A 23761-nucleotide genomic window follows, 5' to 3' on the forward strand; every position below is an offset into this window, starting at 1 on the left:
CTCCCGCGATTGAGGCGCCTACCATCGCCGCCGGCGGCGGACTTGCAAGCACTCAATGCATCACGATACCGCGCTCGGGCTCGGCTGGCGCGGATGGGCGCGCACCAGCGCGCCGGCGGCCGCGCCCGCCTCCTCGAACCAGCTCGCATCCCGGTGCACCAGCGAGGCGGAGAAGGCGCCGTCCAGCAGCAGCAGGATCTGCCGCGCGAGGGCGGTCGGCGTCTCGAAGCCGGCGCTCTCCAGTTCGCCCGCCAGCCACGTGGCGAAGGCTGCCTTGTGGCGGGCACCGATCTTCACCGCCGGATGTCCCGGCAAGGCGGCGAGTTCGGCCGTGGTGCGCAGGAAGCCGCAGCCCTTCCATTTGGGATGCCGCGCGCTCTTGGCGAGCGCCGCGAAGATGGCCGCGACCTTCGTATCCACCCCGCCCTCGGCGGCGGCGAACCACCCCGCCATCTGCGTCAGGTTGGGCTGGTCGCGGGCGTCGAGATAGGCGGCGACGAGGTCGTCCTTGCTGTCGAAATGATAATAGAGCGTGCGCTTGGTGACGCCCGCATTCTCCGCCACCGCATCCATGCTCACCCGGCCGATCCCCTCCGCATAGAACAGCTTGGAGGCGGCCTGGACGATCTTCGCCCGTGTGTCCTTGGCGCGGATGTCCTGGGCACGGCCGTCCTGGGCGCGCCTGTCCTGGGAGCGGGCATTTTGGGCGCGGGCTTCTTGGGCGCGTTTGTCTTGAACGCGGGCATTCGGGGGCTTCTGCATGGCCGCAAGGTATACCGTACAGTGAGTATACTCAACCGGACGCCGCGGGCATGGTCGGGGCCTCATCGAACGGGGAGTTCCCTCATGACGGACCTTGTGCTGAAGACGGTCGACGGCGCCATCGCCACCCTCACCCTCAACCGCCCGGAAAAGCTCAACGCCCTGAGCTACGCCACCATCGAGACGCTGCTGCGCCACCTCGACGAAATCGAGGGCGACGACGCCATCCGCGGCGTCATCCTCACCGGCACCGGACGCGCCTTCTCGGCGGGCGGCGACATTCCCGAATTCTCCCGCTCGGTGGCGCAGAGCCCGGAGGCGGCGTTGCGGGATTTCGTGGCGCGCGGCCAAAGGCTGACGGCGCGGGTGGAGGCGTTCCGCAAGCCGCTGGTGGTGGCGGTGAACGGCCTCGCCTATGGCGGCGGATGCGAGGTGACGGAAGCGGCGCCGCTCGCCATCGCCAGCGACCGGGCGGTGTTCGCCAAGCCCGAGATCCTGCTCGGCATGCCGCCCACCTTCGGCGGCACCCAGCGCCTGCCGCGCCTCGCCGGCCGCAAGCGGGCCATGGAGCTGCTGCTCACCGGCGAGACCTTCACGCCGGAGCGCGCGCTGGAGCTGGGGCTGGTGAATGCCGTTGTGCCCCACGACGACCTGCTGCCGCGCGCCCGCGATCTTCTGGAGCGCATCCTCGTCCACTCCCCGCTCGCGGTTTCGACCATCCTCACGGCGGTGACGCGCGGCATCAATCTGCCCATCGCCGAGGGCCTGCTGGTGGAGGCCGAGCAGTTCGCCCGCATGGCCCCCACCGCCGACCTGCGCGAGGGGCTGGACGCCTGGATCGCCCGCCGCGCACCGGCCTATCCCGGCCTCTGGACGGCTTCGGCGGAGGGCTGAGCCATGGAGGGACACACCAGCTTCACCCGCGAGACGTTCGCCGCCTTCGCCACCAACGACCGCCCCGGCCCGGTGCACCTGCTGAACCTCATCCGCTTGCGCCCACGCGTGACGTATGCGGACGGCCGCGTCACCACCGGCGCCGAGGCCTATGAGGCCTACAGCCGCCTCAGCGCGCCGGTGCTGGCGGAGATCGGCGGGCGCATCGTGTGGCGTGGCGACTTCGAGCTGTCCCTCGTCGGGCCGCCGGAGACCCATTGGGACATCGCCTTCATCGCCGAATATCCCAGCCCCGATGCGTTCGTGCAGATGCTGCGCGATCCGCGCTATCGCGAGGCCATGGCGCACCGGCAGGCGGGCGTCGCCGACAGCCGGCTCGTGCGCTTCGATCCCCTGCCGGCCGGTGCCGGCTTTGCGGGATGATTGGCGGCGCGGCATCGCAGGGTGCCGCGCCGCTCCCTCAGTCGGCAGCGCCCGGCGGCCACCCGGCCTGCGGCGCCGCCCGGCCCTCGTCTTCCAGCCAGTGGGCGAGGGCATCGACGTTGCGCGGATTGCGCGGCGCCCGGCTGCGGACGAAATAAAAGCCGCTCTCCATCGCGATCACCGGCCCCAGCACCCGCAGGCGGCCGGCGGCGAGGTGCGTGTCCAGATAACGCGCGTCGGTAAGGACGACGCCGGCCCCGGCCAGCGCCGCCTCCAGCGCCTGCGCCCGGTTCTCCACCACCATGCCGCCGGCCGGGGCCTCCCCCTTCTGCCGCGTCTGTTGCCACCACAGCGGCCAGTCACGGAAGCGGGCACGGGCGCGGATGACCGGCCAATCGGACGGCCGGCCCAGCGCGAGGCCGGGCGCCGCGGCGGGCACCAGCGTCTCGCGGAAGAGCAGCCGCGCCTGAATGCCGGGCCAGTCGCCCATGCCGTTGCGGATGGCGCAGTCCACATCCTCGCCGTCGAGGTCCACCACCCGCTGGGTGGTCAGCACCGCGATCTCGATGTCGGGATAAGCGCGCTGGAAGCGCGGCAGGCGCGGCAGCAGCCAGTTGGCGGCCAGCGTATTCACGGTGGAAAGCCGGATCTGCCGCAGACGTCGCTGAAGGGGCGCCACCGCCGCCTCGATCCGGCCGATGGCATCGCCCATGGCGGCGAGCAGCGCGGTGCCCTCGTCGGTCAGCATGGAGACGCGGCCCGAACGGGTGACGAGCCGCGCGCCCAGTTCCGCCTCAAGGTCCGCGATGCGGTGGGAGAGAGCCGAGCGCGAGATGCCCAGCGCCTCGGCCGCCGCCCCCTGCCTCTTGTGCCGCGCCAGCGCATCGAGAGCCGCAAGGCCCCGGAGCGAAGGCAGATTGGACGACATGGACGCTTCCCCGCACGCCCCAGACAGGTGAGGATTTCTCACCCATTTGAGCCCAAACATCCGCTAGCTTCCAGCAAGTTCTTGATGAGGACACCCGATGACAGGCCCCGCCCGCACGCCCCTTGCCGCCGAGGACGTGCCGCCCCGCACCAAGCCCTCGAACTATCCCGCCCCCTTCGCCGCGCGCATGGCGGGCCGGGAAAAAAGGCAGCTCGGCGATGCCTTCGGCCTCTCCCGCTTCGGCGTGAACCTCACCACGCTGGCGCCGGGTGCCCAGTCCGCGCTGCTGCACCGGCACACGCGGCAGGAGGAGTTCGTCTATATCCTTGCGGGCACGCCCACCCTGCGCACGGACGAAGGCGAATTCCCGCTCGGCCCCGGCATGTGCATCGGCTTCCCCGCCAACGGGCTTGCCCATCACCTCGTCAACCGGAGCGCGGCGGAGGTCCGCTATCTGGAAATCGGCGACCGCGACCCGCAGGATGCCGGCACCTATCCCGAGGACGATCTCGTGGCGCATTTCTCCGCCACCGGCTGGTCCTTCACCCGCAAGGACGGCACCCCATGGTGAGGCCCGCATGATTTCCCACGTGAATGTCGGCACCAACGACATCGTCGCCGCGCAGGCCTTCTATGACCCGCTGATGGCGCGGCTCGGCTGGCGCCTGCGCTTCTTCGATGCCGCCGACGGGAAGGCCGGATGGCAGCCGGCGGAGGGGCGCTTTCCCCTGTTCCTGCTGTGCCGGCCCTTCGACGGTGGCCCGGCCACCCCCGGCAACGGCGCCATGGTCGCCCTGCTCGCGCCGGACCGCGCCAGTGTGGACGACATCCACCGCATGGCGCTGGCCGCCGGCGGCACGGACGAAGGCGGCCCAGGCCTCAGGCCCCACTATCACCCCAACTATTACGGCGCCTACTTCCGCGACCGCGACGGCAACAAGATCTGCGTGTGCTGCCACGCGGCGGAGGCGCCATGAGCCAGTCCGAGGACCCGACCGTGACGCTCACCCGCGAGCAGATGCTCCACCATGCCGATGCCTGGATCGCCGCCTGGAACCGGCGCGACGTGGAGGCGGTCCTCTCCGCCTTCACCAACGATGCCCGGTTCCGCAGCCCCATCGCCCTGCAGATGACCGGGAGCCCCACGCTGGAGGGCCGCCCGGCCATGGAGGCCTATTGGCGCGCCGCGCTGGCGCGGATCGAGCGGCTGGAATTCCGCCTGCTCGCCGCCATCTGCGACGAGCCGGGCCAGCGCATGGTGGTGCATTACGAGGCGACCCTCGGGGACACCACCCGCCGCGCGTGCGAAATCTTCGTCTTTCGCGGCGGGCTGAAGAGCGAGGCCGAAGCGCTCTATGGCGATACGGTCGCGCTGCCGGGCGGCGGCACGGCGGGTTCCTTGGTGCCCGCAGCCCCCGTCTCCGGCATGGCGAACAGATAGAGCAGGAAGCCCGCCGCCCCGATGGCGGAGAGGGTGAGGAAGGCGGCGCTGTAGCCGGCGGAGACGATGATGACGCCGGCGATGGAGGCCGAGAAGGCCGCCCCCAGCCCCTGCGCCGTGGCCACCGCCCCCTGGCTGACGTTGAACCGCCCGGTGCCGCGCGTGAGGTCCGCCACCACCACGGGGAAGAGCGCGCCGAAGATGCCGGCGCCCACGCCATCGAGGCACTGCACGGCGAACAGCCAGAACGGATCGTTGGACAAGGGATAGAGCGCGCCGCGCAGCGCCAGCACCGCGAAGGCAACCAGGAAGATGGGCTTGCGGCCCCACGCGTCCGCCTTCGCGCCCACCATGATCGCCATGGGCACCATCACGCATTGCGCCGCCACGATGCAGAGCGCGATGAGGGAGGTCGCCTGATCCTTGCCCACCACATAGGTGAGCAACTGCCCGGTGGTGGGCAGCATCGCCGCGTTGGAGAGGTGGAAGAGGAAGCAGGTGAGCGCGAAGATCAGCAGCGGCCGGCTCGACAGCAGCATCTTCAGGCCGGAGGGCTGCTCGTGGTGGGCGGGATCATGGGAGAGGCCGCGCGCCAGCGTGTCGTCGATCTCCCGGCGCGGCACCGCCAGCATGGCGCCGATGCTGAGCACCGCCAGCACCGCCATGAGCCAGAACACCACGATGGGGCCGAAGATCACGGCCGTCCCGGCGGCGATGGCGGCGGAGACCGCGTTTCCGAGATGGTTGAACGCCTCGTTGCGCCCGATGCGCCGCGCGAACGCCTTCGGCCCCACGAGGCCCAGCGTGATGCCGGAGAGCGCGGGCGGAAAGATCGCCCCCGCCATGGCCGCAAGAGACTGGCTGCCCGCCACCAGATAGAAATTCGACAGGAAGGGGAGCGAGAGGCAGGTCAACGTCACCGCCAGCGCACCGGCGATGACGATGGCCGGCTTGTTGCGGCTGCTGTCGATGAGCGCGCCCGCCGGGGTCTGCGCGAGCAGCCCGGTGAGGCCGGCGATGGTCATGACGAAGCCGACGGTCGCCTCCGTCCAGCCCTGCTCCGGCCCGCGCACGGCGAGCAGATAGATGGCGAGATAGGGCCCCAGCCCGTCGCGCACGTCCGCCAGGAAGAAATTGAGCGCATCGAGCCCCAGCGCCGCACGCCGGGACGGCCCCGGGTGGGCCGTCTCCGCGCCGGCGCCATCCCGCCCCACCCTTTGAACATCACCCGTGACCATCGGCAGCCCCCAAACTCGTCATTCCATGCGCGGAAAAGGCGGCCGAAGCGTCCCGCCATCCGGCAGGAAGCAGCGGCAGCGTGACAACGCCGCTTGGTGCTGTCCAGATCCAGTTCATGCTCAAGATTGCGACGGCGGGTTCACGGCTCGGCGCGGTGCTCCTCGCGGGCGGCTTCCCAGACTTCGCGGGCGGCATCGAGGTTCAAAGCGGCGATGGCGAGGCCGACGATGAGGTCCGGCCACGCGGAGCGCCACAGGAAGGCGGTGACGGCGCCCGCCGCGATGATCGCCACGTTGGCGAAAGCATCGTTGCGGGCGGAGAGGAAGGCGGCCTTCGTCAGGCTGCCGCGATGGTGCCGGTAGCGGGCAAGAAGAAAGGCGCAGGTGAGGTTCACCACCAGCGCGCCGAGGCCGGTGAGCGACAAGGCGAGGGGCTGCGGCGCCACCGGATCGAGGAACTTGTCCCAGGCGGTCCACACCGTGGCGAGGCCGGGAATGAGCAGGATCAGCGCCAGCGCCATGCCCACTTTCGCCCGCGCCCGCGCCGACCAGGCGAGGGCGACGAAGATCAGGAGGTTGACGCTGGCATCTTCCAGAAAGTCCACGCTGTCGGCGAACAGCGAGACCGAGCCGATGGCCAGCGCCACCGCGAACTCCACGCCGAAATAGGCGAGGTTCGCCAACGCCACCACCAGCACGGTCCGGCGCAGGCCGGCGTGGTCCGCAACCTGCCCCTCCGTCATCGCGCCCCCTCTTTCCTTGCGGCCGTGGCGCAGAGGTTACGCGAGGCGCCCGGTGTGTCGAGCGCTCAGGAGAGCACGCCCCGCCACACCGCCACCAGCAGGAACACGCCCATGCCGATGCGGTAGAACACGAAGGGCCAGGAGGAGAGGCGCTCCATCACCCGCATCAGCGTCCAGATGGCGACGAAGGCGGAGAGCGAGGCGGTGAGGAGGCCGACGCCCAGCACTTCCCAGCCCTGCATGTCGAGGCCGGCGTGGTGCAGCTCCAGCAATTCCTTCACGCCCGCCGCGAAGATGGCCGGCAGGCCGAGCAGGAAGGAGAAGCGGGCGGCATCCTCGCGGCGCAGGCCGAGGAACATGGCCGCCGTCAGCGTCGAGCCCGAGCGCGACACGCCGGGAATGAGGGCGCCCACCTGAGCGAGGCCCACCACCAGCGCGTCGGGCAGCTTGATCTGCGCGAAGGTGCGAGTGTGGCGGCTGGTCATTTCCGCGATGCCCAGCAGGAGACCCATGACGAGGCTCGCCGCGCCAATGACCCACAGTTCGCGGAAGGATGAGCCGCAGGCGTTCAGCTTGCTCTTCAAGAGCACGCCCGCGATGACGATGGGGATGGTGCCGAGGATGATGCCGAGCACGGTCTTCGGCGCGTGGGCGGTGAAATCGCCGGCGCGCACGGCCGAGATGGAGCCACAGGCCAGCGCCCGCAGGTCGCTCCAGAAATAGGTCACCACCGCGAACAGAGCAGCGAGCTGCATGGCCGCCGAGAAGGCGGAGCCGGGATCGGGCCAGCCGAGCACCGCCGGCACGAGGCGCATGTGCGCCGTGGAGGAGATGGGCAGAAGCTCGGTGATGCCCTGGACGACGCCGAGGACGGCCACCTTGCCGGTGCCGAGGGCGACGAACCCGGTGTCCACCCCATTGGTGCAGACGCTGGCCATGGTGTCGAATTCCGCTTGCTGTGAGGACGGCGTGGCGCCCGCAGGAAGAGCGCGCGCAAGCACAAGCAGGCGCGCGCGAATACAGGCGTCCCTTGCTATCTGCTTCGCACGCGCGACGGAACCGGGCGGGGTGCGCGTTGTCACCGCAGTGCCGCAGCGGAAGACTTGCGCAACGGCGGTTGCCGGCTGCTCCCGGTGCGCCACCTCGCGGAACGGAAGGGATGCCGCGCGCCGCCGGCCAGGCTCGACAAGCATCAGCCAACACACTGCCAAATAGAATAAAATTGCACCTCACCGGGGCCGGAACCGGGGCCGCGAGATGCCGCACCCAAGGCGAGACGCGGGCAATTGCGAACAGAGATTGAAATCTTCTATGGTCCGTCGCCATCCATTGGGCCTGCGCCGCCCATTACTTTAGGTAATATCAAAAATTACCTGACCTGAGGTCAGCCTGAATGGCGAATATTGAAGCCGTGCCGCCTACTGAAGAGCCCACACCGCCCGCGGGCGTTCCGGAACCGGCGCGTCCGCAGCCGTTCGAGGGGCTGGCGCGGGAGCAGGTGTCGGAGATGCTGCGCCTGCCCCATTTCGGGCGGCGCGGGGCTTGGGTGGCGGTGGGGCTCATCGCGGTGCTGTGGGCGGCGAGCGGCTTCTACCGGGTGCAGCCGGACGAGCAGGGCATCGTGCTGCGCTTCGGCAAGTGGGTGGCGACGGAGCCCTCCGGCGTTCACTACCACTGGCCCTACCCCATCGACACCATCCTGCTGCCCAAGATCACCCAGATCAACCAGATGGTCCTCGGCTCCCGCGATGGACGGCGCGAGCGCAGCCAGATGCTGACTGGCGACGAGAACATCGTCGAGGTGGACTGCGTGGTGTTCTGGCGCATCCGCGATGCCGGCCAGTTCCTGTTCAACGTCGCCGATGCGGAAGGCACGCTGCGCGTGACCGCCGAGAGCGCCCTGCGCGAGGTCATCGGCCAGAACCCCATCCAGGCCGCCCTCTCCGACAAGCGCCAGCAGATCGCCCAGCAGACGGAAGTCGTGCTCCAGCGCCTGCTCGACAAGTATCAGGCCGGCATCGTCATCACGCAGGTGCAATTGCTGCGCATCGATCCGCCCGCCGCCGTCATCGACGCCTTCAACGACGTGCAGCGCGCGCGGGCCGATCAGGAGCGGGCGCGCAACGAGGCCGAGGCCTACCGCAACGACATCCTGCCCCGCGCCCGCGGCGAGGCCGAGCGCATCGTGCAGGAGGCGCAGGCCTATGGCGAGCAGGCGGTGGACCTCGCCAAGGGCGAGGCGCAGAGCTTCCTCGCCGTGGAAGCCGCCTATGAGCGGCACAAGGACGTGACCCTGCGCCGCCTCTATCTGGAAGGGGTGGACGAGGTGCTGAAGCATTCCGGCCGTGTCATCGTGGACCTCTCCGCCCACGGCAGCAGCATCGTGCCCTATCTGCCGCTCACCGAGGCGGAGAAGCGCGCCGCCACCCTCCCCGCCCCGCCCGTCGCGGATCAGGCCAGCACGGGAGGCGCGAAATGAAGCGCGCCGGTTTCATCGCGCTGGGGGTGGGCATCCTCCTCGTCGCCTTCGCCTCCTCCTTCGCCTTCACGGTGCAGCAGACCCAGCGCGCGCTGGTGGTGCGGCTCGGCATGCCCATCGCCATCCACGACCAGCCCGGGCTCTATTTCAAGGCGCCGTTCATCGACACGGTGATCTATTTCGAGCGCCGCCTGATCTCGCTGGAGCCGCCCGCCGAGCAGATCATCCTCGGCGACCAGAAGCGCATCGAGGTGAGCACCTACACCCGCTTCCGCATCACCGATCCGCTCGCCTTCTATCAGGCGGTGGGCGGCGTGGAGCAGGGCCAGTCGCGGCTCGCGCAGATCGTCAGCTCGGCAGTGCGCCGGGAGCTGGGACAGGCCAAGCTGGTGGATCTCCTCTCCACCGAGCGCGATCGCATCATCGACAAGATCCGCAACGAGGTGATCGAGCGCGGGCGCTCCCTCGGCGTGGACGTGGTGGACGTGCGCCTGCTGCGCGCCGACCTGCCGGCCGAGACCAGCCAGGCCATCTACGACCGCATGAAGTCCGAACGCCAGCGCGAGGCCAAGGAGCTGCGCGCGCAGGGCTTCGAATGGGCGCAGGAGATCCAGGCCCGCGCCGACCGCCAGCGCACCGTCATCCTCGCGGAGGCGCAGCAGAAGTCCAAGGTCGCCCGCGGCGAGGCCGATGCCAAGGCCTCCCAGATCCTCGGCGAGGCCTATGACCACAGCCCCGCCTTCTACACCTTCCTGCGCACCCAGCAGACCTACCGGCAGACGCTCGCGGGCGCCTCGCCCATGCTGCTGCTCTCGCCGGATGCCGACTTCCTCGGCGCCCTGACGCGCGGACCGACCCTCGCCGACGGCATGAGCGCAACAGGCGTGAGCGCGACAGGCCCGGGCGCACCGGCCAAGGGCACGCCCCTGCCCGGCCCAGCCCCGACCGGCACCCCGAAGCCCTGACCGGCCGCCCCCCGACGCATTTGAGAAGGACACCCGGCCATGGACCTCGGCGCTGACCTTTCCTGGTTCGGCACGAGCCTGAAGATCTTCCTGATCGACATCCTGCTGAGCGGCGACAACGCCTTGCTCATCGCGCTCGCCTGCCGCAGCCTGCCGGCGGAGCAGGTGCGCAAGGCGGTGATGCTCGGTGCGGCGGGGGCGGTCTTCTTCCGGCTGGTCATCGCGGCCCTCGCCGGCACGCTCATGGCCATCCCGCTCCTGAAGATCGGCGGCGGGCTGCTGCTGGCCGTCATCTCCATCAACCTCCTGGCTGGCGAATACCGGCGGCGGCGCGAGGGCGACCGGGAGGTCGAACTCGACCCCTCCCTCGGCCAGGGCGGCGGCCTGCTGGGCGCGGCGCTGGTGATCCTCATCGCCGACGCCATCATGAGCCTCGACAATGTGGTGGCGCTGGCCGCCGTGTCGGAAGGCCATCTCTCCTATCTCGTGGGCGGCGTGCTGTTGTCGGTGCCGCTCATCTTCTTCGGCAGCTTCGTGATGGCCGAGGCGATGAAGCACATCCCCGCCCTCACCTTCATCGGCACCGCCTTCCTCGGCTGGATCGCCGGCAGCCTCATCGTCACCGATCCGCTGTGGTCCGGCTGGGTCGCGGCCAATGCGGAAGCCCTGTTCGTGCTGGTGCCGCCCGCCGCCGCCATCTTCGTGCTCGCCAACGCGCGCTTCACGGCGGATGCGCGGACCGCCGGGGAGGGGAAAAGGCAAGCCCCGCCACCCAAGCGCGCACACATCCTGCCGGCGGTCGCAACGCCGGCACCGATGGCCGTGGCCGTGCCCGTGAGTGTTGCGGCGCCCGTGAGTGCGGCCGCAGCCCTCGTCCCCGCCCCCATGGCCATTGCCGTGGCCGAGCCCGTCCGCACGGCGGAACCCGTCCTCCCCGCCGCGCCCGTCGCCGCGGTGGCGGAAGTCCCGGCAGCCCCGCCCCCCGCGCCTCCCGCCCGGCCCGCCGCCCCGGTGCGGCGGCCGTCCCAGAACCTGCCGCCTGCGCCCGATTATTCGGACAAGGTGATGATCTACGGGCTGATCGGGCTGTTCGGCCTCGTCGCCGTGGTGATGATCAGCGTGCTCATCATGGCCCACGGGGTCGGCTGAAACGGCGCTCTATCCGCGCCGCGCCCACGGCAGCACCACCGTCTCGCCGTCATGGGTGAGGCGCACGGCGTCCACGCCGAAGGCCTCGGCGAGATAGGTGTCGTCAAGCACCTCGGCCGGCGCGCCCTCGGCGAGGAGCCGGCCGTCCTTCATCAAAGCGAGGCGATCGCAGAAGCGGCCGGCGAGGGTCAGGTCGTGCAGCACCGCCACCACCACGGCGCCACGCCGGGCGGTGTCCCGCAGCAGGGCCATCACTTCCAGCTGATGCAGCGGATCGAGCGCGGCGGAGGGCTCGTCGGCGAGCAGGATGGGTGCTTCCACCGCCAGCGCGCGGGCGAGCAGCACCCGCGCCCGCTCGCCGCCGGAGAGGGCATCGGCAGAGCGGGTGGCGAGCGCCTCCACCCCGGCCGCCGCCATGGCCCGCCGCGCAGCCTCATCCACCGCCGCTGTGCCGTGCGGCAGGCGCCCCAGCGCCACCACCTCCACCACCGGCAAAGGCCAATGGATGCGCCCGTCCTGCGGCAGGTAGGCGATGGTCCGCCCGAGCCCGCGCCGGCCGATCTCGGCGGCGGCGCGGCCATCGTAAAGAACGTTGCCCGAGGTCGGCACTTCGAGGCCGGCCAGCACCCGCATCAGGCTCGTCTTGCCGGCACCGTTGGGGCCGAGGAGGCCGAGGAAGGTGCCGCCCTCGACATCGAGGCTGAGGTCGCGCACCAAAGTCGCGGCGCCGCGCGTGACGCTGACGGAACGGGCGGCGAGCCTCATGCCTCCCTCCCCCTGAGCCGGGCAAGAAGGAACAGGAAGAAGGGCGCGCCGATGAGCGCCGTCACCACGCCGAGCTGAAGCTCCGGCCGGGTGGGCACGAGCCGCACCACGATATCCGCGCCGAGGGTCAGCGCCGCACCGGCGAGCCCGCTCGCGGCCAGCAGCCGGCCCGGCCGGTGGCCCACCAGCGGGCGCACCAGATGCGGCACCACGAGCCCCACGAAGCCGATGGCCCCGGCCACCGCCACGCTCGCCCCCACCGCCGCCGCCGTGCCGCCGATGACCAGCAGCCGCACCCGGCGCAGCGGGAAGCCGAGGCTTTCGGCCGCGTCCTCGCCCAATGTGAGGGCATCGAGCGCCGGCCCGGTGGCGAGCACCAGCCCCCAGCCCACCACCATGAAGGGCAGCGCCAGCGCCACATGCACGAGGCTGCGGTCGGCGAGCGAGCCCATGAGCCAGAACACCAGCTCCAGCGCCGCATAGGGGCTCGGCGCGAGGTTCAGCGCCAGCGCCGTGAGCGCGCCCGCGAGGCTGGAGAGGGCGACGCCGGCGAGGATCAGCATCACCGTTCCCGCCCCGCGTGCCGCAAGAGCGAGCAGCACGGCGGTCGCCGCCGCCGCGCCCATCAGCCCGCCCAAGGGCAGCGCCAGCGCGAAGGAGGCGGAGAAGCCGAAATAGAAGGCGATGACCGCCCCCAGCGCCGCCGCGCCGGAGACGCCCACCACGCCGGGATCGGCCAACGGATTGCGCATCAGTCCCTGCAAGGCCGCCCCGGTGAGGCCGAGGCTGAAGCCCACCGCCGCGCCGAGGATGGCGCGCGGCAGGCGCAGTTCGGACAGCACCAGCGCCGCAAGGCTCTGCCGGCCGGCGAGAAGATCGCCGAAAGCGGCGCCAAGATCGAGCGGCGCATAGCCCACCGCCACCGAGGCTGAGAACAGCGCCAGCACCAGAAGGCCAAGGGCAAGGACGAGGCGCGAGGGCATCAGCGCACACCCTCGGCGGATGCGTGGTGGATGGGGGCCGGTCGCGCCGCTTCCGGCCCGGCGAGCCGCGCCCGCGCCGCCGCGAGCTGCGCCGCCGCCTCGGCGAGGTCCGGCCCGGCGCAGGTCCACAGCTTGAGCGGCAGCGCCAGCGTGCGGTCCTTGAAGGGGGCGAGCGCGGGGTGGTGCAGCAGGGCGTCGGCCAGCGAGGGCGGCGCCGCCTCATCGGCATTCACCACCACGAGATCGGGCGCGGCGCGCACGATCTCCTCCAGCGCCAGCTGGCCCATCTTGTCGGTGGGGAGCTGGGCCGCGAGGTTGGTGAGGCCGGCCTTTTCCATCAGTTCGTCCGCCAGCGAGCCGCGCCCGGTGGTGAAGCCGTTGGGCCGCAGCACCACGGCGGTGGGGCGTGGACCCGCCACCGGCGGCAGGCGGGCGAAGGCCTCTTTCATCCCCCGCACCATGGCCGCGCCCCGCTCCGGCACTCCGAGCCGCGCCGCCACCATGCGGATCTGGGCGTAGGCCTCGTCGAGGGTCTGCGGTTCCGTCAGCTCCAGCACCTCGAAGCCGAGGCGGCGCAGCACGGCGGTGGCGGTGCGGGTGGTGTAGGCGCCGGCGAGCACGAGGTCCGGCTTCAGCGGCACCACCTCTTCCGCCAGCCCGCGATTGACCGGCACGTCGCGCGCGATGTCCGCCACGTTGGAGGCGAGCGGGTCGCGCGCGAGATGGGTGACGGAGAGCACCTGCCCGGGATCAGCGAGGCGCAGCGCCAGCTCGTCCGTGCACAGGTTGAGCGAGACGACGCGGGGCCGGGCGAGCGGCCGACCATGGGCCTCCTCCGCCCGCGCCGGAGCGCAGGCCAGAAGGGCCGCGAGCATCAGCCCGGCCGCCGCGCCTTTCACCAAAACCTCACCGATCAAGCCTCACCGATCATTCCTCACCAATCAAACCTCACCACGTGAGCTTCACCCCGCCATAGGCGCCGAAGCCGGGGGCGAGGAAGCCGTTGGGGTTCTCGTAGGTCTGGTTGAACAGATTGTCGATGCGCCCGAACACGGTGGTGACGGTATTCAGCCGGTAGTTGGCCGCCAGATTCACCACGGTATAGCCGGGCTGGTCGATGTAGTTCGACGTGAGACGCACGATGTCCCACCAGGAAGAGGCATAGACGAGGCTCGCCGCCAGATCGAGTTCGTCGGTCGGCCGCCAGCCCAGCGTCAGGCTGACCTTGTTGTTGGGCCGGCGCAGGGGATAGCAGGAGGTGGCGTTGATGGGCGCGCAGGCGGCACCGAAGGGCTGGCCCGGCGGCACATAGCCCACCACGTCGGTGTAGGTGTAGTCCACCCGCGCATCGATGCGGTCCGTCACCTTCACCGCCACGAACGCCTCCACGCCCTGGGTCACGGCGCTGGAGATGTTGACGTTCTGGAACGTCACCGGATCGTAGCTGATGAGGTTGGTGATGTTGTTGTGGAAGTATGTCACCCCGAACAGCACGCGCTCGCCGAACGCCTTCTGCTCGAAGCCCGCATCCCAGCCTTCGCTCTCCTCCGGCTGGAGGTTCACATTGCCGTAGTAGGGCGCGTAGAGCTGGTAAAGCGTGGGCGCCTTGAAGCCGGTGCCGTAGCTCGCCTTCAGCTTGGTGCCGGTCTCGTCGAACAGCAGCGCCGGGGCGAGGCGGAAGGTGGTGTGGTCGCCGAAGCTGTCGTCGGCGTCGTAGCGCACGTTGGCGGCGAAGAAGAGCCGGTTCCAGACGTTGCCCTGGTACTCGGCATAGACGCCCGTGTCGCCGGTGGAGGCGTCCACATTGGTGTAGGCGGTGGAGGAGGTGATGGACTCGTTCCGCCGCTCGGCGCCCACCAGCAGGTTTTGGCCCGGCGCCATCAGATAGTTGGAGCGCACGTAATAGACCTGCCGGTCGCCGTCATAGGTGCCGTTCACGCTCGGGTTCGGCCCCACGGTGGGGTTCGACGTGGTCAGCTCGCTGGCGCCGAAGGAGGTGACGAGAGCGCCGTCCAGCGCGGTCCACACGCCCTCCCCCTTGGTGAAGAACATGCCCGTATAGGCGGTGGAGCGCAGCGCCGCCGGGATGCCGGCATAGGTGGGCGGGGGGAAGACGTCCGGCGTGAAGGCGAGGCTGGTGTCGATGTAGCGGGCGACGAAATTCACCGCGAAGGTTTCGGTGGCCTGCCAGTCGAGCCGGGTGGAGTAGGTCCAGTTGTCGTAGGCGTTGGGATTGCGCGGCCAGAAGGGGGGCACGATGTTCTGCGGCGTCACCGGGATCTCGGTGGACGAGAAGTGGGTGACGTTAAACGAATAGGCCAGCTTCTCGGTGGCGCCGGTGAGGCTCGCATACTGGTTGAAGGTGCCGAGCGCGCCGCCCTCCGCATAGGCGGACACCTTGGGCGGCCCCTCGCCCTTCTTGGTGGTGATGGAGATGACGCCGCCGATGGCATCCGAGCCATAGAGGCCGGACTGCGGGCCGCGCAGCACCTCCACCCGCTCGAGATCGGACGCCAGCAACTTGCCGAAATCGAACGCGCCGTTGGTGGCGGCGGGATTGCCGGCGTCGATGCCGTCGATCAGCACCTTCACATGGTTGGAATTGGTGCCGCGGATGAACACCGATGTGGTGCCGCCCGGCCCGCCCGTCTGCACCACGTTGAGGCCGGGCAGCGATTGCAGCACGTCCGGCAGGGTGCGCTGCTGGTTGCGGGCGATGTCCTGCTCGGTGACGATGCTGACGGAACTCGCCACCTCGGTCTCGGGCGTGGGAATGCCGGTGGCGCTCACCACGATGGTGGGCAGGTCGCCCGCATTCTGGTCGTCCGCCGTCTGGGCGAGGGCGGGCGCAACACAGGCAAGCGGAACACAGGCGAGCGTGAGCAGGGCCGCGGCCGGCAGTGCGCGGCGGGATCGGGACGGGACGGCGGAAGACATGAAGGCACTCGACGGCACGGGTGGTCCGTCACCGCGAACGAGGCATTCCCGGCCATATCGGGCCCGGAAAAACCGCCATCAGGAGAACCCCGCCCGACGTGCTCGCGCGTGACCACGGCTGACGGCAGGTCTCCTGGCTCGCGGGTCATCGCCTAGACTGCCGCCTTCCCAGGTCTCGCGACCCAGTGGCTGATGGCAGAGGACTCGCCGCTTACAGTTGCGGGGGCAGCCACGGCATTTCCGGTGAGACCGGAGCACCGCGTTCCCTTTTGATCCCTTGCGGGAACCGTCACCGCGACCATAGGCGGCGGCCGCCCCCTGCGTCAACGGCACCTTCGCAGATGCAAAAACCTGAACGCAACTGCGGAAAGACCGCGCCGGGAGGCGTATCGCCCGATCACATCTTGCTCATTGCTTCAACAATGCGTGGTCCGAAATCACCGGCGACCCGCATCGCGAGCGTGCGGCTGCCTGCAAAAACGGCAGCAGCAAAGGCCGCACCCGACATTCCGCTAGGTTATGGTGGCGCGCCCCGCTCAATTCGCTTAAACGATTGAGAGCCGCCCCGCCACCGAGCGGGCGGGTACTACAAAAGTATAATAACCGAATAATCGGGAACACAGGGAGTAGAAGATGCGACTGAGGAGCATGGTCGCGGCTTTGGCCGCAGGCGTTGCCGTTTTCGGGCTTGCCTTTTCCGGTGCAGCTTACGCCGCCGACCCCATCAAAATCGGCCTGACCGGCCCCTTCACCGGCGGCTCGTCCTCCATGGGCGTCAGCATGCGCGACGGCGTGAAGCTCGCGGTGGAAGAGGTCAACAAGGCCGGCGGCGTGCTCGGCCGTCCGTTGCAGCTCATCGAGCGCGATGACGAGGCCAAGAACGAGGTGGGCGTGCAGATCGCCCAGGAGCTGATCAACAAGGAAGGCGTCGTCGCCACCCTCGGCTACATCAACACCGGCGTCGCCCTCGCCTCCCAGCGCTTCTACCAGGAAGCCGAGATCCCGGTGATCAACAACGTGGCCACCGGCACCCTGATCTCCAAGCAGTTCGTGCCGCCGGACAACAAGAACAACTACATCTTCCGCACCTCCGCGAACGACGCCATCCAGAGCGCCATGATCGCCGAGGAAGCGGTGAAGCGGCAGGGCTTCAAGAAGCCGGCCATCCTCGCCGACTCGACCAATTACGGCCAGCTCGGCCGCGCCGATCTGGTGAAGGCCCTCGCCACCATGGGCGTGAAGCCGGTCGCCGAAGAGAAGTTCAACATCGGCGATACCGACATGACCGCGCAGCTGCTGCGCGCCAAGGAAGCCGGCGCCGACGTGGTGCTGACCTACGCCATCGGCCCCGAGCTGGCGCAGATCGCCAACGGCATGGCCAAGCTCGGCTGGAAGGTGCCCATGATCGGCTCGTGGACGCTCTCCATGGCCAACTTCATCGACACCGCCGGTGCCAACGGCAACGGCGCGATGATGCCGCAGACCTTCATCCAGCTGCCCGACACCCCCAAGCGCAAGGCGTTCATCGAGGCCTATCAGGCCGCCTACAAGATCGATCGCATGCCTTCGCCGGTCTCGGCCGCGCAGGGCTATGATTCGGTGCTGCTGCTCGCCGCCGCCATCAAGCAGGCCGGCTCCACCGACGGCCGCAAGGTCCGCGACGCGCTGGAAAACCTCAACACCAAGGTCGAGGGCGTCGTCACCGTCTACGACAAGCCCTTCTCCGCCACCGACCACGAGGCCATCACCGCCAACATCCCGGTGTTCGGCCTCGTCAAGGACGGCCGCGTCGTCGCCGCCCATCCCGAAGACATCGCCGGCGACAAGGCGGTGCGTGTGAAGCCCAAGAACTGAGGCTGAGCGGGCTCGAGTTCCGGTTCGCTGACCCAGCCACTGTGTGCACCGTCGTCCCCCGGCTTGTCCGGAAGTTGGCTTCTGCCGACTTCCGGCTCTTGGAAAAGGAACCCGGCACCAGCCGGGTTCCGGGGGACCCACGGAAAGTCTGGAAGGCCGCTCTGATGAATGGGCGCCGGCCCAGCGGCGAAGTGGATGCCCCGGACAAGCCGGGGCATGACGGCACTGGGTGGGGTATCGGTTCATAACCGGCCCCAACGACCCGCCCCTTCGCCCACACCATTCGGATCGCCGCGCCATGGAGCGCGGCGGCCGGTTCGCCCGGAACCCTGCCCCGACGCGGGGGCCGCGCCCCCTTCCGGAGACCGTCATGAACGTCCTGTCGCAGCTCATCGTGAGCGGCATCGCCGTAGGCATGATCTACGGCGTCATCGCCTTCAGCTACCAGCTCACCTTCGCCACCTCGAAAACCCTGAACTTCGGCCAGGGCGAGGCCCTGATGCTCGGGGCGCTGGTGGGCCTCACCACCATCAATTTCCTCATCGGGCAGGCGCTCGGCACCCTGTGGGCCTACCTGCTCATGCTGCCCATCGTCTTCGCCTTCGGCCTCGCGCAGGGCGCGGTGGTGGAATGGCTCGGCGTGCGGCAGGCGGTGAAGGCGAAGTCGGAAGCCGGCTGGATCATGGCGACCATCGCCCTCGGCATCATCTTCCGCAATCTCGCCGAGAACATCTGGGGCCGCGACGCTTTGCGCTTCCCCTCCCCGCTGCCCGAGGCGGCGCTCACCATCGGGCCGGTGCGCATCCAGCCCATGGAGATCGCCATCGTCATCGGCGCGCTCGCCATAATGCTGGCGGTGGAAATCTTCAACCGGCGGTCCATCTTCGGCAAGGCCGTGGTGGCCACCGCCAATGACCGCGACGCGGCGGGCCTGATGGGCATCGACACGCGGCGCGTCATCACCTTCTCCTACGCCCTGTCGTCCATGACCGCCGCCTTCGCCGGCGTGCTCATCGCCCCCGTCACCCTCACCGGCGCCACCATGGGCGCGGTGCTGGGGCTGAAGGCGTTCGCGGTGGCCATCATCGGCGGCCTGTCGAGCGGCATGGGTGTCATCGTCGGCGGCCTCATCCTCGGCATCACCGAGACGCTGACCGGCTACTACATCTCCACCGGATACAAGGACGTGCCCGGCCTCGTCCTGCTGCTGCTGGTGCTCTCGCTGAAGCCCTCGGGCCTGTTCGGCCGCGCCACCATCAAGAAGGTCTGAGCCCCATGCTCGCGCGCCGCCTCCTCTCCTCCACGGGGTCGCTCCTCGGCCTCGCGGTGCTCGTCGTTCTGCCCTTCGTGGTGACGAGCCCCTATTATCTCCACCTGCTCGTCACCATCGCCATCTTCTCGATCCTGCTGCTCGGGCTCGATGTGGTGTTCGGCTATACGGGCGAGGTGTCCATCGGCCATGCCGCGCTGTTCGGCATCGGCGCCTACACGGCCGGCTGCCTCGCCATGCATTTCGGCATCGGCTTCTGGCCGGCGCTGCCGCTGGCGATCATCGTCGCCTCCGTGTTCGGCGTGGTGCTGGCGCTGCCGGCGCTGCGCGTCACCGGCCCCTATCTCGCCATGGTGACTTTGGCCTTCGGCACCATCGTGCAGATCCTCATCAACGAGATGACGGACCTCACCAACGGCCCGCTCGGCATCAAGCTGACCACGCCCCTCTTCCTCGACCTGCGCTGGCTGGGCGACAGCATCCCGCTGTTCGACATGTCGCTGAAGCGCATGAAGGAAGTGGAATATTACTACATCGCCGCCATCGCGCTGGTGCTGACGCTCATCATCATCAACCGCATCCTCGCCTCCCACCTCGGCCGGGCGTTCGAGGCGCTGCGCGACAGCCCCATCGCGTCCGACTGCATGGGCGTGTCGGTGTACAAGCACAAGGTGCTGGCCTTCGTGGTCTCCGCCGGCCTCGCGGGCCTCGCGGGCGCGCTGTTCGCCTATTCCGAGCAATATATCGCGCCGAACAATTTCGGCTTCGAGCTGTCGGTGCAGTTCCTGCTGGCGGTCACGGTGGGCGGGCGCAAGTCGCGGCTGGGGCCCATCCTCGGCGCGGTCATCATCGTGTTCCTGCCGAACCTGCTCTCCGACATCGAACTGTTCCGCTACATCGCCGGCACCATCGCGCTGATTGCCGTCATCGCCGGCGCGCGGGCCTTCGTGAAGGACCCGGAGAACCGGGTGCGCAACGCCATCCCCGTGGTGCTGTGCCTCGCCTTCTTCGTCTTCTCGCTGCTGCTGCAGAAGATCACGGACTACAAGCTTGCCGTCTTCGGCGTGATGATCCTGTTCGTGGTCTATTACCTGCCGGATGGCATCGTCGGCTTCCTGAAGCGCGCCGCCGCCCAGCTCTGGCCGAGTCTCGTGCAGACCCACGCGGTGATCCATGCCGATACCCACGGCAAGGCCGTCACCGCCTCGCACGAGGGCCATGAGGGCGTGCTGCTCCACGTGGACAATGTGGTGATGCAGTTCGGCGGCCTCAGGGCGCTGGATCAGGTGTCCATCGAGGTGAAGCCCGGCACCATCCACGGCCTCATCGGGCCGAACGGCTCCGGCAAGAGCACCATGATGAACGTGCTCACCGGCATCTATGTGCCCACCGCCGGCGCCGTCCGGTTCAAGGGGCAGGCGGTGACCGGCAAGACCTCCGCCGACATCGCCAGCGAGGGCATCGCCCGCACCTTCCAGAACGTGCAGCTCTTCGCCGAGCTGACGCTCATCGAGAACGTGCTGGTGGGCCTCCACCACACCTATCAGGCGACCTTCGCCGAGGTGGCGCTGGGCCTGCCGCGCATCAGGCGGGAGGAGAAGGCGGCGCGCGAGCGGGCCATGAGCCTGCTCCACTTCGTCGGCCTCGCGGACCTCGCCAACGAGGAGGCGCGCAACCTGCCCTACGGCAAGCAGCGCCTCCTTGAGATCGCCCGCGCGCTGGCGCTCGACCCCGCGCTGCTGCTGCTCGACGAGCCCGCCGCCGGCCTCACCGCGCCTGATATCAAGCACCTGGTGGAGATCATCCGGAAGGTGCGCCACGCGGGGCTCACCATCGTGCTCATCGAGCACCACATGGATGTGGTCATGGGCCTGTGCGACACGGTGACGGTGCTGGATTTCGGCCAGAAGATCGCCGAGGGCAAGCCGGCCGAGGTGCAGGCCAACGAGCGCGTCATCGAGGCCTATCTCGGCGGCGTCGCCGCTGCGGCGGAATGAGGAGATCGCCATGCTCGAAGTGAACGATCTCGTCGCCGGCTACGGCAAGGTGAAGGTGCTGCACGGCCTCTCCCTCCATGTGGAGGAGGGCCGGCTCGTCACCCTCATCGGCTCCAACGGCGCCGGCAAGACCACGACGCTGCGCGCCATCTCCGGCATGATCGTGCCGGAATCGGGCACGGTGCGCCTGGGCGGGGAGGATTTGACCGGCCAGCCCTCCTTCAAGATCACCAAGAAGGGCCTCGCCCACTCACCCGAGGGGCGGCGCGTGTTCCCCACCCAGAGCGTGAAGGACAACCTGCTGCTCGGCGCCTTCCCCCGCCTCACCGGGGCGCGGGAGCGCGGCGACGTGGAGGGCGACCTCGACCGCATGTTCACCCTCTTCCCGCGCCTCGCCGAGCGCCGCGCGCAGCTCGCCGGCACCCTCTCCGGCGGCGAGCAGCAGATGCTGGCCATGGCCCGCGCGCTGATGCTGAACCCGCGCGTGCTGCTCTTGGACGAACCCTCCATGGGCCTTGCCCCGCGCCTCGTGGCGGAGGTGTTCGCCACCATCGCGCGGCTCAAGGAACAGAAGATCACCATGCTGCTGGTGGAGCAGTTCGCCGCCGCCGCGCTGGAGGTGGCCGACTTCGGCTATGTGCTGGAAAACGGCCGCGTCGCCGCGAAAGGCCCGGCCGAAGCCCTGCGCAACGACGCCGCCGTGCGCGCCGCCTATCTCGGCCACGCCCACTAGGGGCAGCCGCCTGAACCCATGCGAAGGGCGCCCCCACGGGCGCCCTTTTTGCTTTTGCGGAGGCCTCCGAGCCGCGCTTTTCTTTATGCGATTTTTATTTCGGCCCATTGCGGCCCGTCTCGAATCTTTATGCGCAAGGTGACACCTTCCCATCGCTGAGCAGCGGCCGGGCAAAAGGTTCCCGGCGCTGCGGCCGACCGCGACGCAGGTCTTCCCGCGTCTTCGCGGCCCGACACTTCTGCGAGACCAACGTCCCATGCTCGACATTCTGATGCTCGCCCTGGCGGCCGGGCTTTTCGCCCTGGCCATCGGCTACGGCTACGCCTGCGAGCGGCTCTAGAGGCGGCCGAATACAGGCCGCGTGCGCGGCCGTATCGAAGGATACTCCAATGACCCTCGATTTCGCACTGGGAGGCCTCATCACCGTGGGCCTCCTCTTCTACCTCACCCTCGCGCTGCTGAAGCCCGAGCGGTTCTGAGGAGGCCCCGATGACTCCCAACGGCTGGATCCAGATCGCCCTGTTCTGCGCGATCATCCTTGCGCTGACGCCGCTGCTCGGCGGCTACATGACCCGCGTGTTCGCGGGCGAGCGCACCTTCCTCTCCCCCGTCCTGCGCCCGGTGGAAGGCGCCCTCTACGGCCTCGCCGGCGTGGACCCGAAGCGCGAGCAGACGTGGCTCGGCTACACCCTCGCCATGCTGGTGTTCCATGTCGGCGGCTTCCTGATCCTCTATGCCATCCTGCGCCTGCAGGACCTGCTGCCGCTGAACCCGCAGGAGATGGCTGCGGTGCCGCCGGACCTGTCGCTGAACACCGCCATCAGCTTCCTCACCAACACCAACTGGCAGAACTACGGCGGCGAGAGCACGCTGAGCTATCTCGCCCAGATGCTGGGGCTGACCCACCAGAACTTCCTTTCCGCCGCCACCGGCATCGCGCTGGCGGTGGCGCTGATCCGCGGTTTCTCCCGCGCCTCGGCGCAGACGGTGGGCAATTTCTGGGTGGATGTCACCCGCTGCACCCTCTACGTGCTGCTGCCGCTCTGCATCCCCTACACCCTGTTCCTGGTGTGGCAGGGCATCCCGCAGACGTTCGGCCCCTATGTGGACGCGACCACGCTGGAAGGCGCGAAGCAGACCATCGCGGTCGGCCCCGTGGCCTCGCAGGTGGCCATCAAGATGCTCGGCACCAATGGCGGCGGCTTCTTCAACGCCAATGCCGCCCACCCGTTCGAGAACCCCACGGCCCTCTCCAACTTCGTGCAGATGATTTCCATCTTCGCGCTGGGTGCCGGCCTCACCAACGTGTTCGGCCGCATGGTGGGGGATGAGCGCAAGGGCTGGGCGATCCTCGCCGCCATGGGCGTCATCTTCGTGGCGGGCGTCGCCGTCACCTACTGGGCGGAAGCGTCAGGCACGCCGGGGCTGAATGCGCTGGGCCTCACCGGCGGCAACATGGAAGGCAAGGAGGTGCGCTTCGGCATCGTCGCGTCCGCCCTGTTCGCCGTCATCACCACCGCCGCCTCCTGCGGCGCGGTGAATGCCATGCATGACAGCTTCACGGCGCTCGGCGGCATGATCCCGCTCATCAACATGGAGCTGGGCGAGATCATCGTCGGCGGCGTGGGCGCGGGCATGTACGGCATGCTGCTGTTCGTGGTGGTGGCCATGTTCGTGGCCGGCCTCATGGTGGGCCGCACGCCCGAATATGCCGGCAAGAAGATCGAGGCCAAGGAAGTGAAGATGGCCATGCTCGCCATCCTCGTCCTGCCCCTGATGATGCTCGGCTGGACCGCGGTCGCGACGGTGCTGCCGGGAACGGTGGCGGCCATCAGCAATCCCGGCCCGCACGGCTTCTCCGAGATCCTCTACGCCTTCACCTCGGCGACGGCGAACAACGGCTCGGCCTTCGCGGGGCTTTCCGCCAACACGCCCTTCTACAACGTGACGCTGGCCGTCTCCATGTTCATCGGCCGCTTCATGATGATCGTGCCGGCCATGGCGCTGGCGGGATCGCTGGCGGCGAAGAAGACCGTGCCGGCCTCGGCGGGCACCTTCCCCACCCATGGCGGGCTGTTCGTCGGCCTGCTGGTGGGCGTCATCCTCATCGTCGGCGGCCTCACCTTCTTCCCGGCGCTCGCGCTCGGGCCGATCGTGGAGCACCTCGCGGCGGTGGCCGGCCAGACCTTCGGGGGCTGAG

23 protein-coding genes and 1 riboswitch are annotated in these 23761 nt (G+C 69.2%); of the genes, 14 read left to right on the forward strand and 9 right to left on the reverse strand.

The genetic code is table 11. The features are described 5' to 3' along the window. Positions 1-60 precede the first annotated feature (60 nt). A complete protein-coding gene (locus A37E_RS0100570; protein WP_081837371.1) occupies positions 61-762 on the reverse strand; it encodes a TetR/AcrR family transcriptional regulator in 702 nt (233 codons plus the stop codon). A gap of 84 nt (positions 763-846) precedes the next feature. Here A37E_RS0100570 and A37E_RS0100575 point away from each other — a divergent pair, with 84 nt between their 5' ends. Both A37E_RS0100575 and A37E_RS0100580 read left to right on the forward strand, forming a co-directional pair. After that, a complete protein-coding gene (locus A37E_RS0100575; protein WP_029554844.1) occupies positions 847-1656 on the forward strand; it encodes a crotonase/enoyl-CoA hydratase family protein in 810 nt (269 codons plus the stop codon). A gap of 3 nt (positions 1657-1659) precedes the next feature. Continuing rightward, positions 1660-2079: a DUF1330 domain-containing protein gene (locus A37E_RS0100580; protein ID WP_029554845.1), complete on the forward strand. Its 420-nt coding sequence runs from the start codon at positions 1660-1662 to the stop codon at positions 2077-2079. 37 nt (positions 2080-2116) lie between these two features. Here A37E_RS0100580 and A37E_RS0100585 read toward each other — a convergent pair whose 3' ends face one another. Next, on the reverse strand, positions 2117-3007 hold the full coding sequence (locus A37E_RS0100585) for a LysR substrate-binding domain-containing protein (RefSeq protein ID WP_029554846.1): 891 nt from the start codon (positions 3005-3007) through the stop codon (positions 2117-2119). A gap of 97 nt (positions 3008-3104) precedes the next feature. Between A37E_RS0100585 and A37E_RS0100590 the strand changes: the two genes are divergently transcribed. From A37E_RS0100590 to A37E_RS0100600, 3 genes are read left to right on the forward strand one after another with little or no spacing between them, the layout of a single operon-like run. Beyond that, on the forward strand, positions 3105-3578 hold the full coding sequence (locus A37E_RS0100590; RefSeq protein ID WP_029554847.1) for a cupin domain-containing protein: 474 nt from the start codon (positions 3105-3107) through the stop codon (positions 3576-3578). 7 nt (positions 3579-3585) lie between these two features. Next, complete coding sequence (locus A37E_RS0100595; RefSeq protein WP_029554848.1) at positions 3586-3984, forward strand: VOC family protein; 399 nt, start codon at positions 3586-3588, stop codon at positions 3982-3984. Further along, positions 3981-4448, forward strand: a complete 468-nt coding sequence (locus A37E_RS0100600; RefSeq protein WP_051678680.1) for a nuclear transport factor 2 family protein — start codon at positions 3981-3983, stop codon at positions 4446-4448. The genes A37E_RS0100595 and A37E_RS0100600 overlap by 4 nt, the downstream gene beginning before the upstream one ends. Here the strand turns inward: A37E_RS0100600 and A37E_RS0100605 are convergent. The 3 genes from A37E_RS0100605 to uppP all read right to left on the reverse strand — a co-directional run bounded on the left by A37E_RS0100605 (position 4361) and on the right by uppP (position 7367). Further along, on the reverse strand, positions 4361-5686 hold the full coding sequence (locus A37E_RS0100605; protein ID WP_081837372.1) for an MFS transporter: 1326 nt from the start codon (positions 5684-5686) through the stop codon (positions 4361-4363). The two genes, A37E_RS0100600 and A37E_RS0100605, sit on opposite strands and share 88 nt — an antisense overlap. Before the next feature lie 140 nt (positions 5687-5826). Further along, complete coding sequence (locus A37E_RS0100610; protein ID WP_029554851.1) at positions 5827-6429, reverse strand: cation transporter; 603 nt, start codon at positions 6427-6429, stop codon at positions 5827-5829. Positions 6430-6494: 65 nt separating this feature from the next. Then, positions 6495-7367 carry an undecaprenyl-diphosphatase UppP gene (uppP, locus tag A37E_RS0100615; protein WP_029554852.1) on the reverse strand — a complete coding sequence of 291 codons (873 nt, stop codon included), beginning with the start codon at positions 7365-7367 and terminating at the stop codon, positions 6495-6497. Between the two features lie 455 nt (positions 7368-7822). Between uppP and hflK the strand changes: the two genes are divergently transcribed. Genes hflK through A37E_RS25725 form a run of 3 tightly spaced genes read left to right on the forward strand, consistent with a single transcriptional unit; the run spans position 7823 to position 11022 of the window. Next, positions 7823-8908, forward strand: a complete 1086-nt coding sequence (gene hflK, locus A37E_RS0100620; protein WP_029554853.1) for an FtsH protease activity modulator HflK — start codon at positions 7823-7825, stop codon at positions 8906-8908. After that, positions 8905-9873, forward strand: a complete 969-nt coding sequence (locus tag A37E_RS0100625) for a protease modulator HflC (protein ID WP_081837373.1) — start codon at positions 8905-8907, stop codon at positions 9871-9873. Before hflK ends, A37E_RS0100625 begins: the two co-directional genes overlap by 4 nt. Before the next feature lie 39 nt (positions 9874-9912). After that, a complete protein-coding gene (locus A37E_RS25725) occupies positions 9913-11022 on the forward strand; it encodes a YjbE family putative metal transport protein (protein WP_051678682.1) in 1110 nt (369 codons plus the stop codon). Positions 11023-11031: 9 nt separating this feature from the next. On the opposite strand, the gene A37E_RS0100635 is transcribed toward A37E_RS25725, so the two are convergent. The 4 genes from A37E_RS0100635 to A37E_RS0100650 are packed head-to-tail and all read right to left on the reverse strand — an operon-like array spanning position 11032 to position 15707. Further along, positions 11032-11787, reverse strand: coding sequence for an ABC transporter ATP-binding protein (locus A37E_RS0100635; RefSeq protein WP_029554856.1), 756 nt, complete (start codon positions 11785-11787; stop codon positions 11032-11034). Further along, positions 11784-12770, reverse strand: coding sequence for an iron ABC transporter permease (locus A37E_RS0100640; RefSeq protein WP_038192344.1), 987 nt, complete (start codon positions 12768-12770; stop codon positions 11784-11786). Before A37E_RS0100640 ends, A37E_RS0100635 begins: the two co-directional genes overlap by 4 nt. Next, on the reverse strand, positions 12770-13687 hold the full coding sequence (locus A37E_RS0100645; RefSeq protein ID WP_197022907.1) for an ABC transporter substrate-binding protein: 918 nt from the start codon (positions 13685-13687) through the stop codon (positions 12770-12772). The genes A37E_RS0100640 and A37E_RS0100645 overlap by 1 nt, the downstream gene beginning before the upstream one ends. Before the next feature lie 31 nt (positions 13688-13718). Further along, entirely contained in the window at positions 13719-15707 is a 1989-nt protein-coding gene (locus A37E_RS0100650; protein ID WP_038192347.1) for a TonB-dependent receptor, read from the reverse strand. Positions 15708-15812: 105 nt separating this feature from the next. Then, a riboswitch (cobalamin riboswitch) is annotated at positions 15813-16013 on the reverse strand. A 327-nt stretch (positions 16014-16340) separates the two neighbouring features. On the opposite strand from A37E_RS0100650, the gene A37E_RS0100655 reads away from it, so the two are divergent. The 6 genes from A37E_RS0100655 to kdpA all read left to right on the forward strand — a co-directional run bounded on the left by A37E_RS0100655 (position 16341) and on the right by kdpA (position 23760). Beyond that, entirely contained in the window at positions 16341-17561 is a 1221-nt protein-coding gene (locus A37E_RS0100655; RefSeq protein WP_029554860.1) for an ABC transporter substrate-binding protein, read from the forward strand. Between the two features lie 370 nt (positions 17562-17931). Next, positions 17932-18831 carry a branched-chain amino acid ABC transporter permease gene (locus A37E_RS0100660; RefSeq protein WP_029554861.1) on the forward strand — a complete coding sequence of 300 codons (900 nt, stop codon included), beginning with the start codon at positions 17932-17934 and terminating at the stop codon, positions 18829-18831. A gap of 5 nt (positions 18832-18836) precedes the next feature. Next, on the forward strand, positions 18837-20828 hold the full coding sequence (locus A37E_RS0100665) for a branched-chain amino acid ABC transporter ATP-binding protein/permease (protein ID WP_024278225.1): 1992 nt from the start codon (positions 18837-18839) through the stop codon (positions 20826-20828). A 10-nt stretch (positions 20829-20838) separates the two neighbouring features. Further along, positions 20839-21561, forward strand: coding sequence for an ABC transporter ATP-binding protein (locus tag A37E_RS0100670; protein ID WP_024278224.1), 723 nt, complete (start codon positions 20839-20841; stop codon positions 21559-21561). Positions 21562-21950: 389 nt separating this feature from the next. After that, positions 21951-22040 (forward strand): K(+)-transporting ATPase subunit F, encoded by a 90-nt coding sequence (locus tag A37E_RS26250; protein ID WP_081762578.1) that lies wholly within the window; start codon positions 21951-21953, stop codon positions 22038-22040. 10 nt (positions 22041-22050) lie between these two features. Then, entirely contained in the window at positions 22051-23760 is a 1710-nt protein-coding gene (kdpA, locus tag A37E_RS0100685; protein WP_029554862.1) for a potassium-transporting ATPase subunit KdpA, read from the forward strand. Position 23761 lies beyond the last annotated feature (1 nt).

The organism is Xanthobacter sp. 91 (assembly GCF_000702385.1).
In the GTDB taxonomy this organism is placed as follows: domain Bacteria; phylum Pseudomonadota; class Alphaproteobacteria; order Rhizobiales; family Xanthobacteraceae; genus Xanthobacter; species Xanthobacter aminoxidans.

Bases quoted from the DNA above. Each gene is read 5' to 3' on its own strand.
- A37E_RS0100605 (WP_081837372.1), bottom strand. From the start codon at position 5,686: ATGGTCACGGGTGATGTTCAAAGGGTGGGGCGGGATGGCGCCGGCGCG.
- A37E_RS0100595 (WP_029554848.1), top strand. From the start codon at position 3,586: ATGATTTCCCACGTGAATGTCGGCACCAACGACATCGTCGCCGCGCAG.
- A37E_RS0100590 (WP_029554847.1), top strand. From the start codon at position 3,105: ATGACAGGCCCCGCCCGCACGCCCCTTGCCGCCGAGGACGTGCCGCCC.
- A37E_RS25725 (WP_051678682.1), top strand. From the start codon at position 9,913: ATGGACCTCGGCGCTGACCTTTCCTGGTTCGGCACGAGCCTGAAGATC.
- A37E_RS0100635 (WP_029554856.1), bottom strand. From the start codon at position 11,787: ATGAGGCTCGCCGCCCGTTCCGTCAGCGTCACGCGCGGCGCCGCGACT.
- A37E_RS0100570 (WP_081837371.1), bottom strand. From the start codon at position 762: ATGCAGAAGCCCCCGAATGCCCGCGTTCAAGACAAACGCGCCCAAGAA.
- A37E_RS0100610 (WP_029554851.1), bottom strand. From the start codon at position 6,429: ATGACGGAGGGGCAGGTTGCGGACCACGCCGGCCTGCGCCGGACCGTG.
- A37E_RS0100665 (WP_024278225.1), top strand. From the start codon at position 18,837: ATGCTCGCGCGCCGCCTCCTCTCCTCCACGGGGTCGCTCCTCGGCCTC.
- uppP (WP_029554852.1), bottom strand. From the start codon at position 7,367: ATGGCCAGCGTCTGCACCAATGGGGTGGACACCGGGTTCGTCGCCCTC.
- A37E_RS0100600 (WP_051678680.1), top strand. From the start codon at position 3,981: ATGAGCCAGTCCGAGGACCCGACCGTGACGCTCACCCGCGAGCAGATG.
- A37E_RS0100580 (WP_029554845.1), top strand. From the start codon at position 1,660: ATGGAGGGACACACCAGCTTCACCCGCGAGACGTTCGCCGCCTTCGCC.
- A37E_RS0100625 (WP_081837373.1), top strand. From the start codon at position 8,905: ATGAAGCGCGCCGGTTTCATCGCGCTGGGGGTGGGCATCCTCCTCGTC.
- A37E_RS0100575 (WP_029554844.1), top strand. From the start codon at position 847: ATGACGGACCTTGTGCTGAAGACGGTCGACGGCGCCATCGCCACCCTC.
- kdpA (WP_029554862.1), top strand. From the start codon at position 22,051: ATGACTCCCAACGGCTGGATCCAGATCGCCCTGTTCTGCGCGATCATC.
- A37E_RS0100655 (WP_029554860.1), top strand. From the start codon at position 16,341: ATGCGACTGAGGAGCATGGTCGCGGCTTTGGCCGCAGGCGTTGCCGTT.
- A37E_RS0100585 (WP_029554846.1), bottom strand. From the start codon at position 3,007: ATGTCGTCCAATCTGCCTTCGCTCCGGGGCCTTGCGGCTCTCGATGCG.
- A37E_RS0100640 (WP_038192344.1), bottom strand. From the start codon at position 12,770: ATGCCCTCGCGCCTCGTCCTTGCCCTTGGCCTTCTGGTGCTGGCGCTG.
- A37E_RS0100670 (WP_024278224.1), top strand. From the start codon at position 20,839: ATGCTCGAAGTGAACGATCTCGTCGCCGGCTACGGCAAGGTGAAGGTG.
- A37E_RS26250 (WP_081762578.1), top strand. From the start codon at position 21,951: ATGACCCTCGATTTCGCACTGGGAGGCCTCATCACCGTGGGCCTCCTC.
- hflK (WP_029554853.1), top strand. From the start codon at position 7,823: ATGGCGAATATTGAAGCCGTGCCGCCTACTGAAGAGCCCACACCGCCC.
- A37E_RS0100660 (WP_029554861.1), top strand. From the start codon at position 17,932: ATGAACGTCCTGTCGCAGCTCATCGTGAGCGGCATCGCCGTAGGCATG.
- A37E_RS0100650 (WP_038192347.1), bottom strand. From the start codon at position 15,707: ATGTCTTCCGCCGTCCCGTCCCGATCCCGCCGCGCACTGCCGGCCGCG.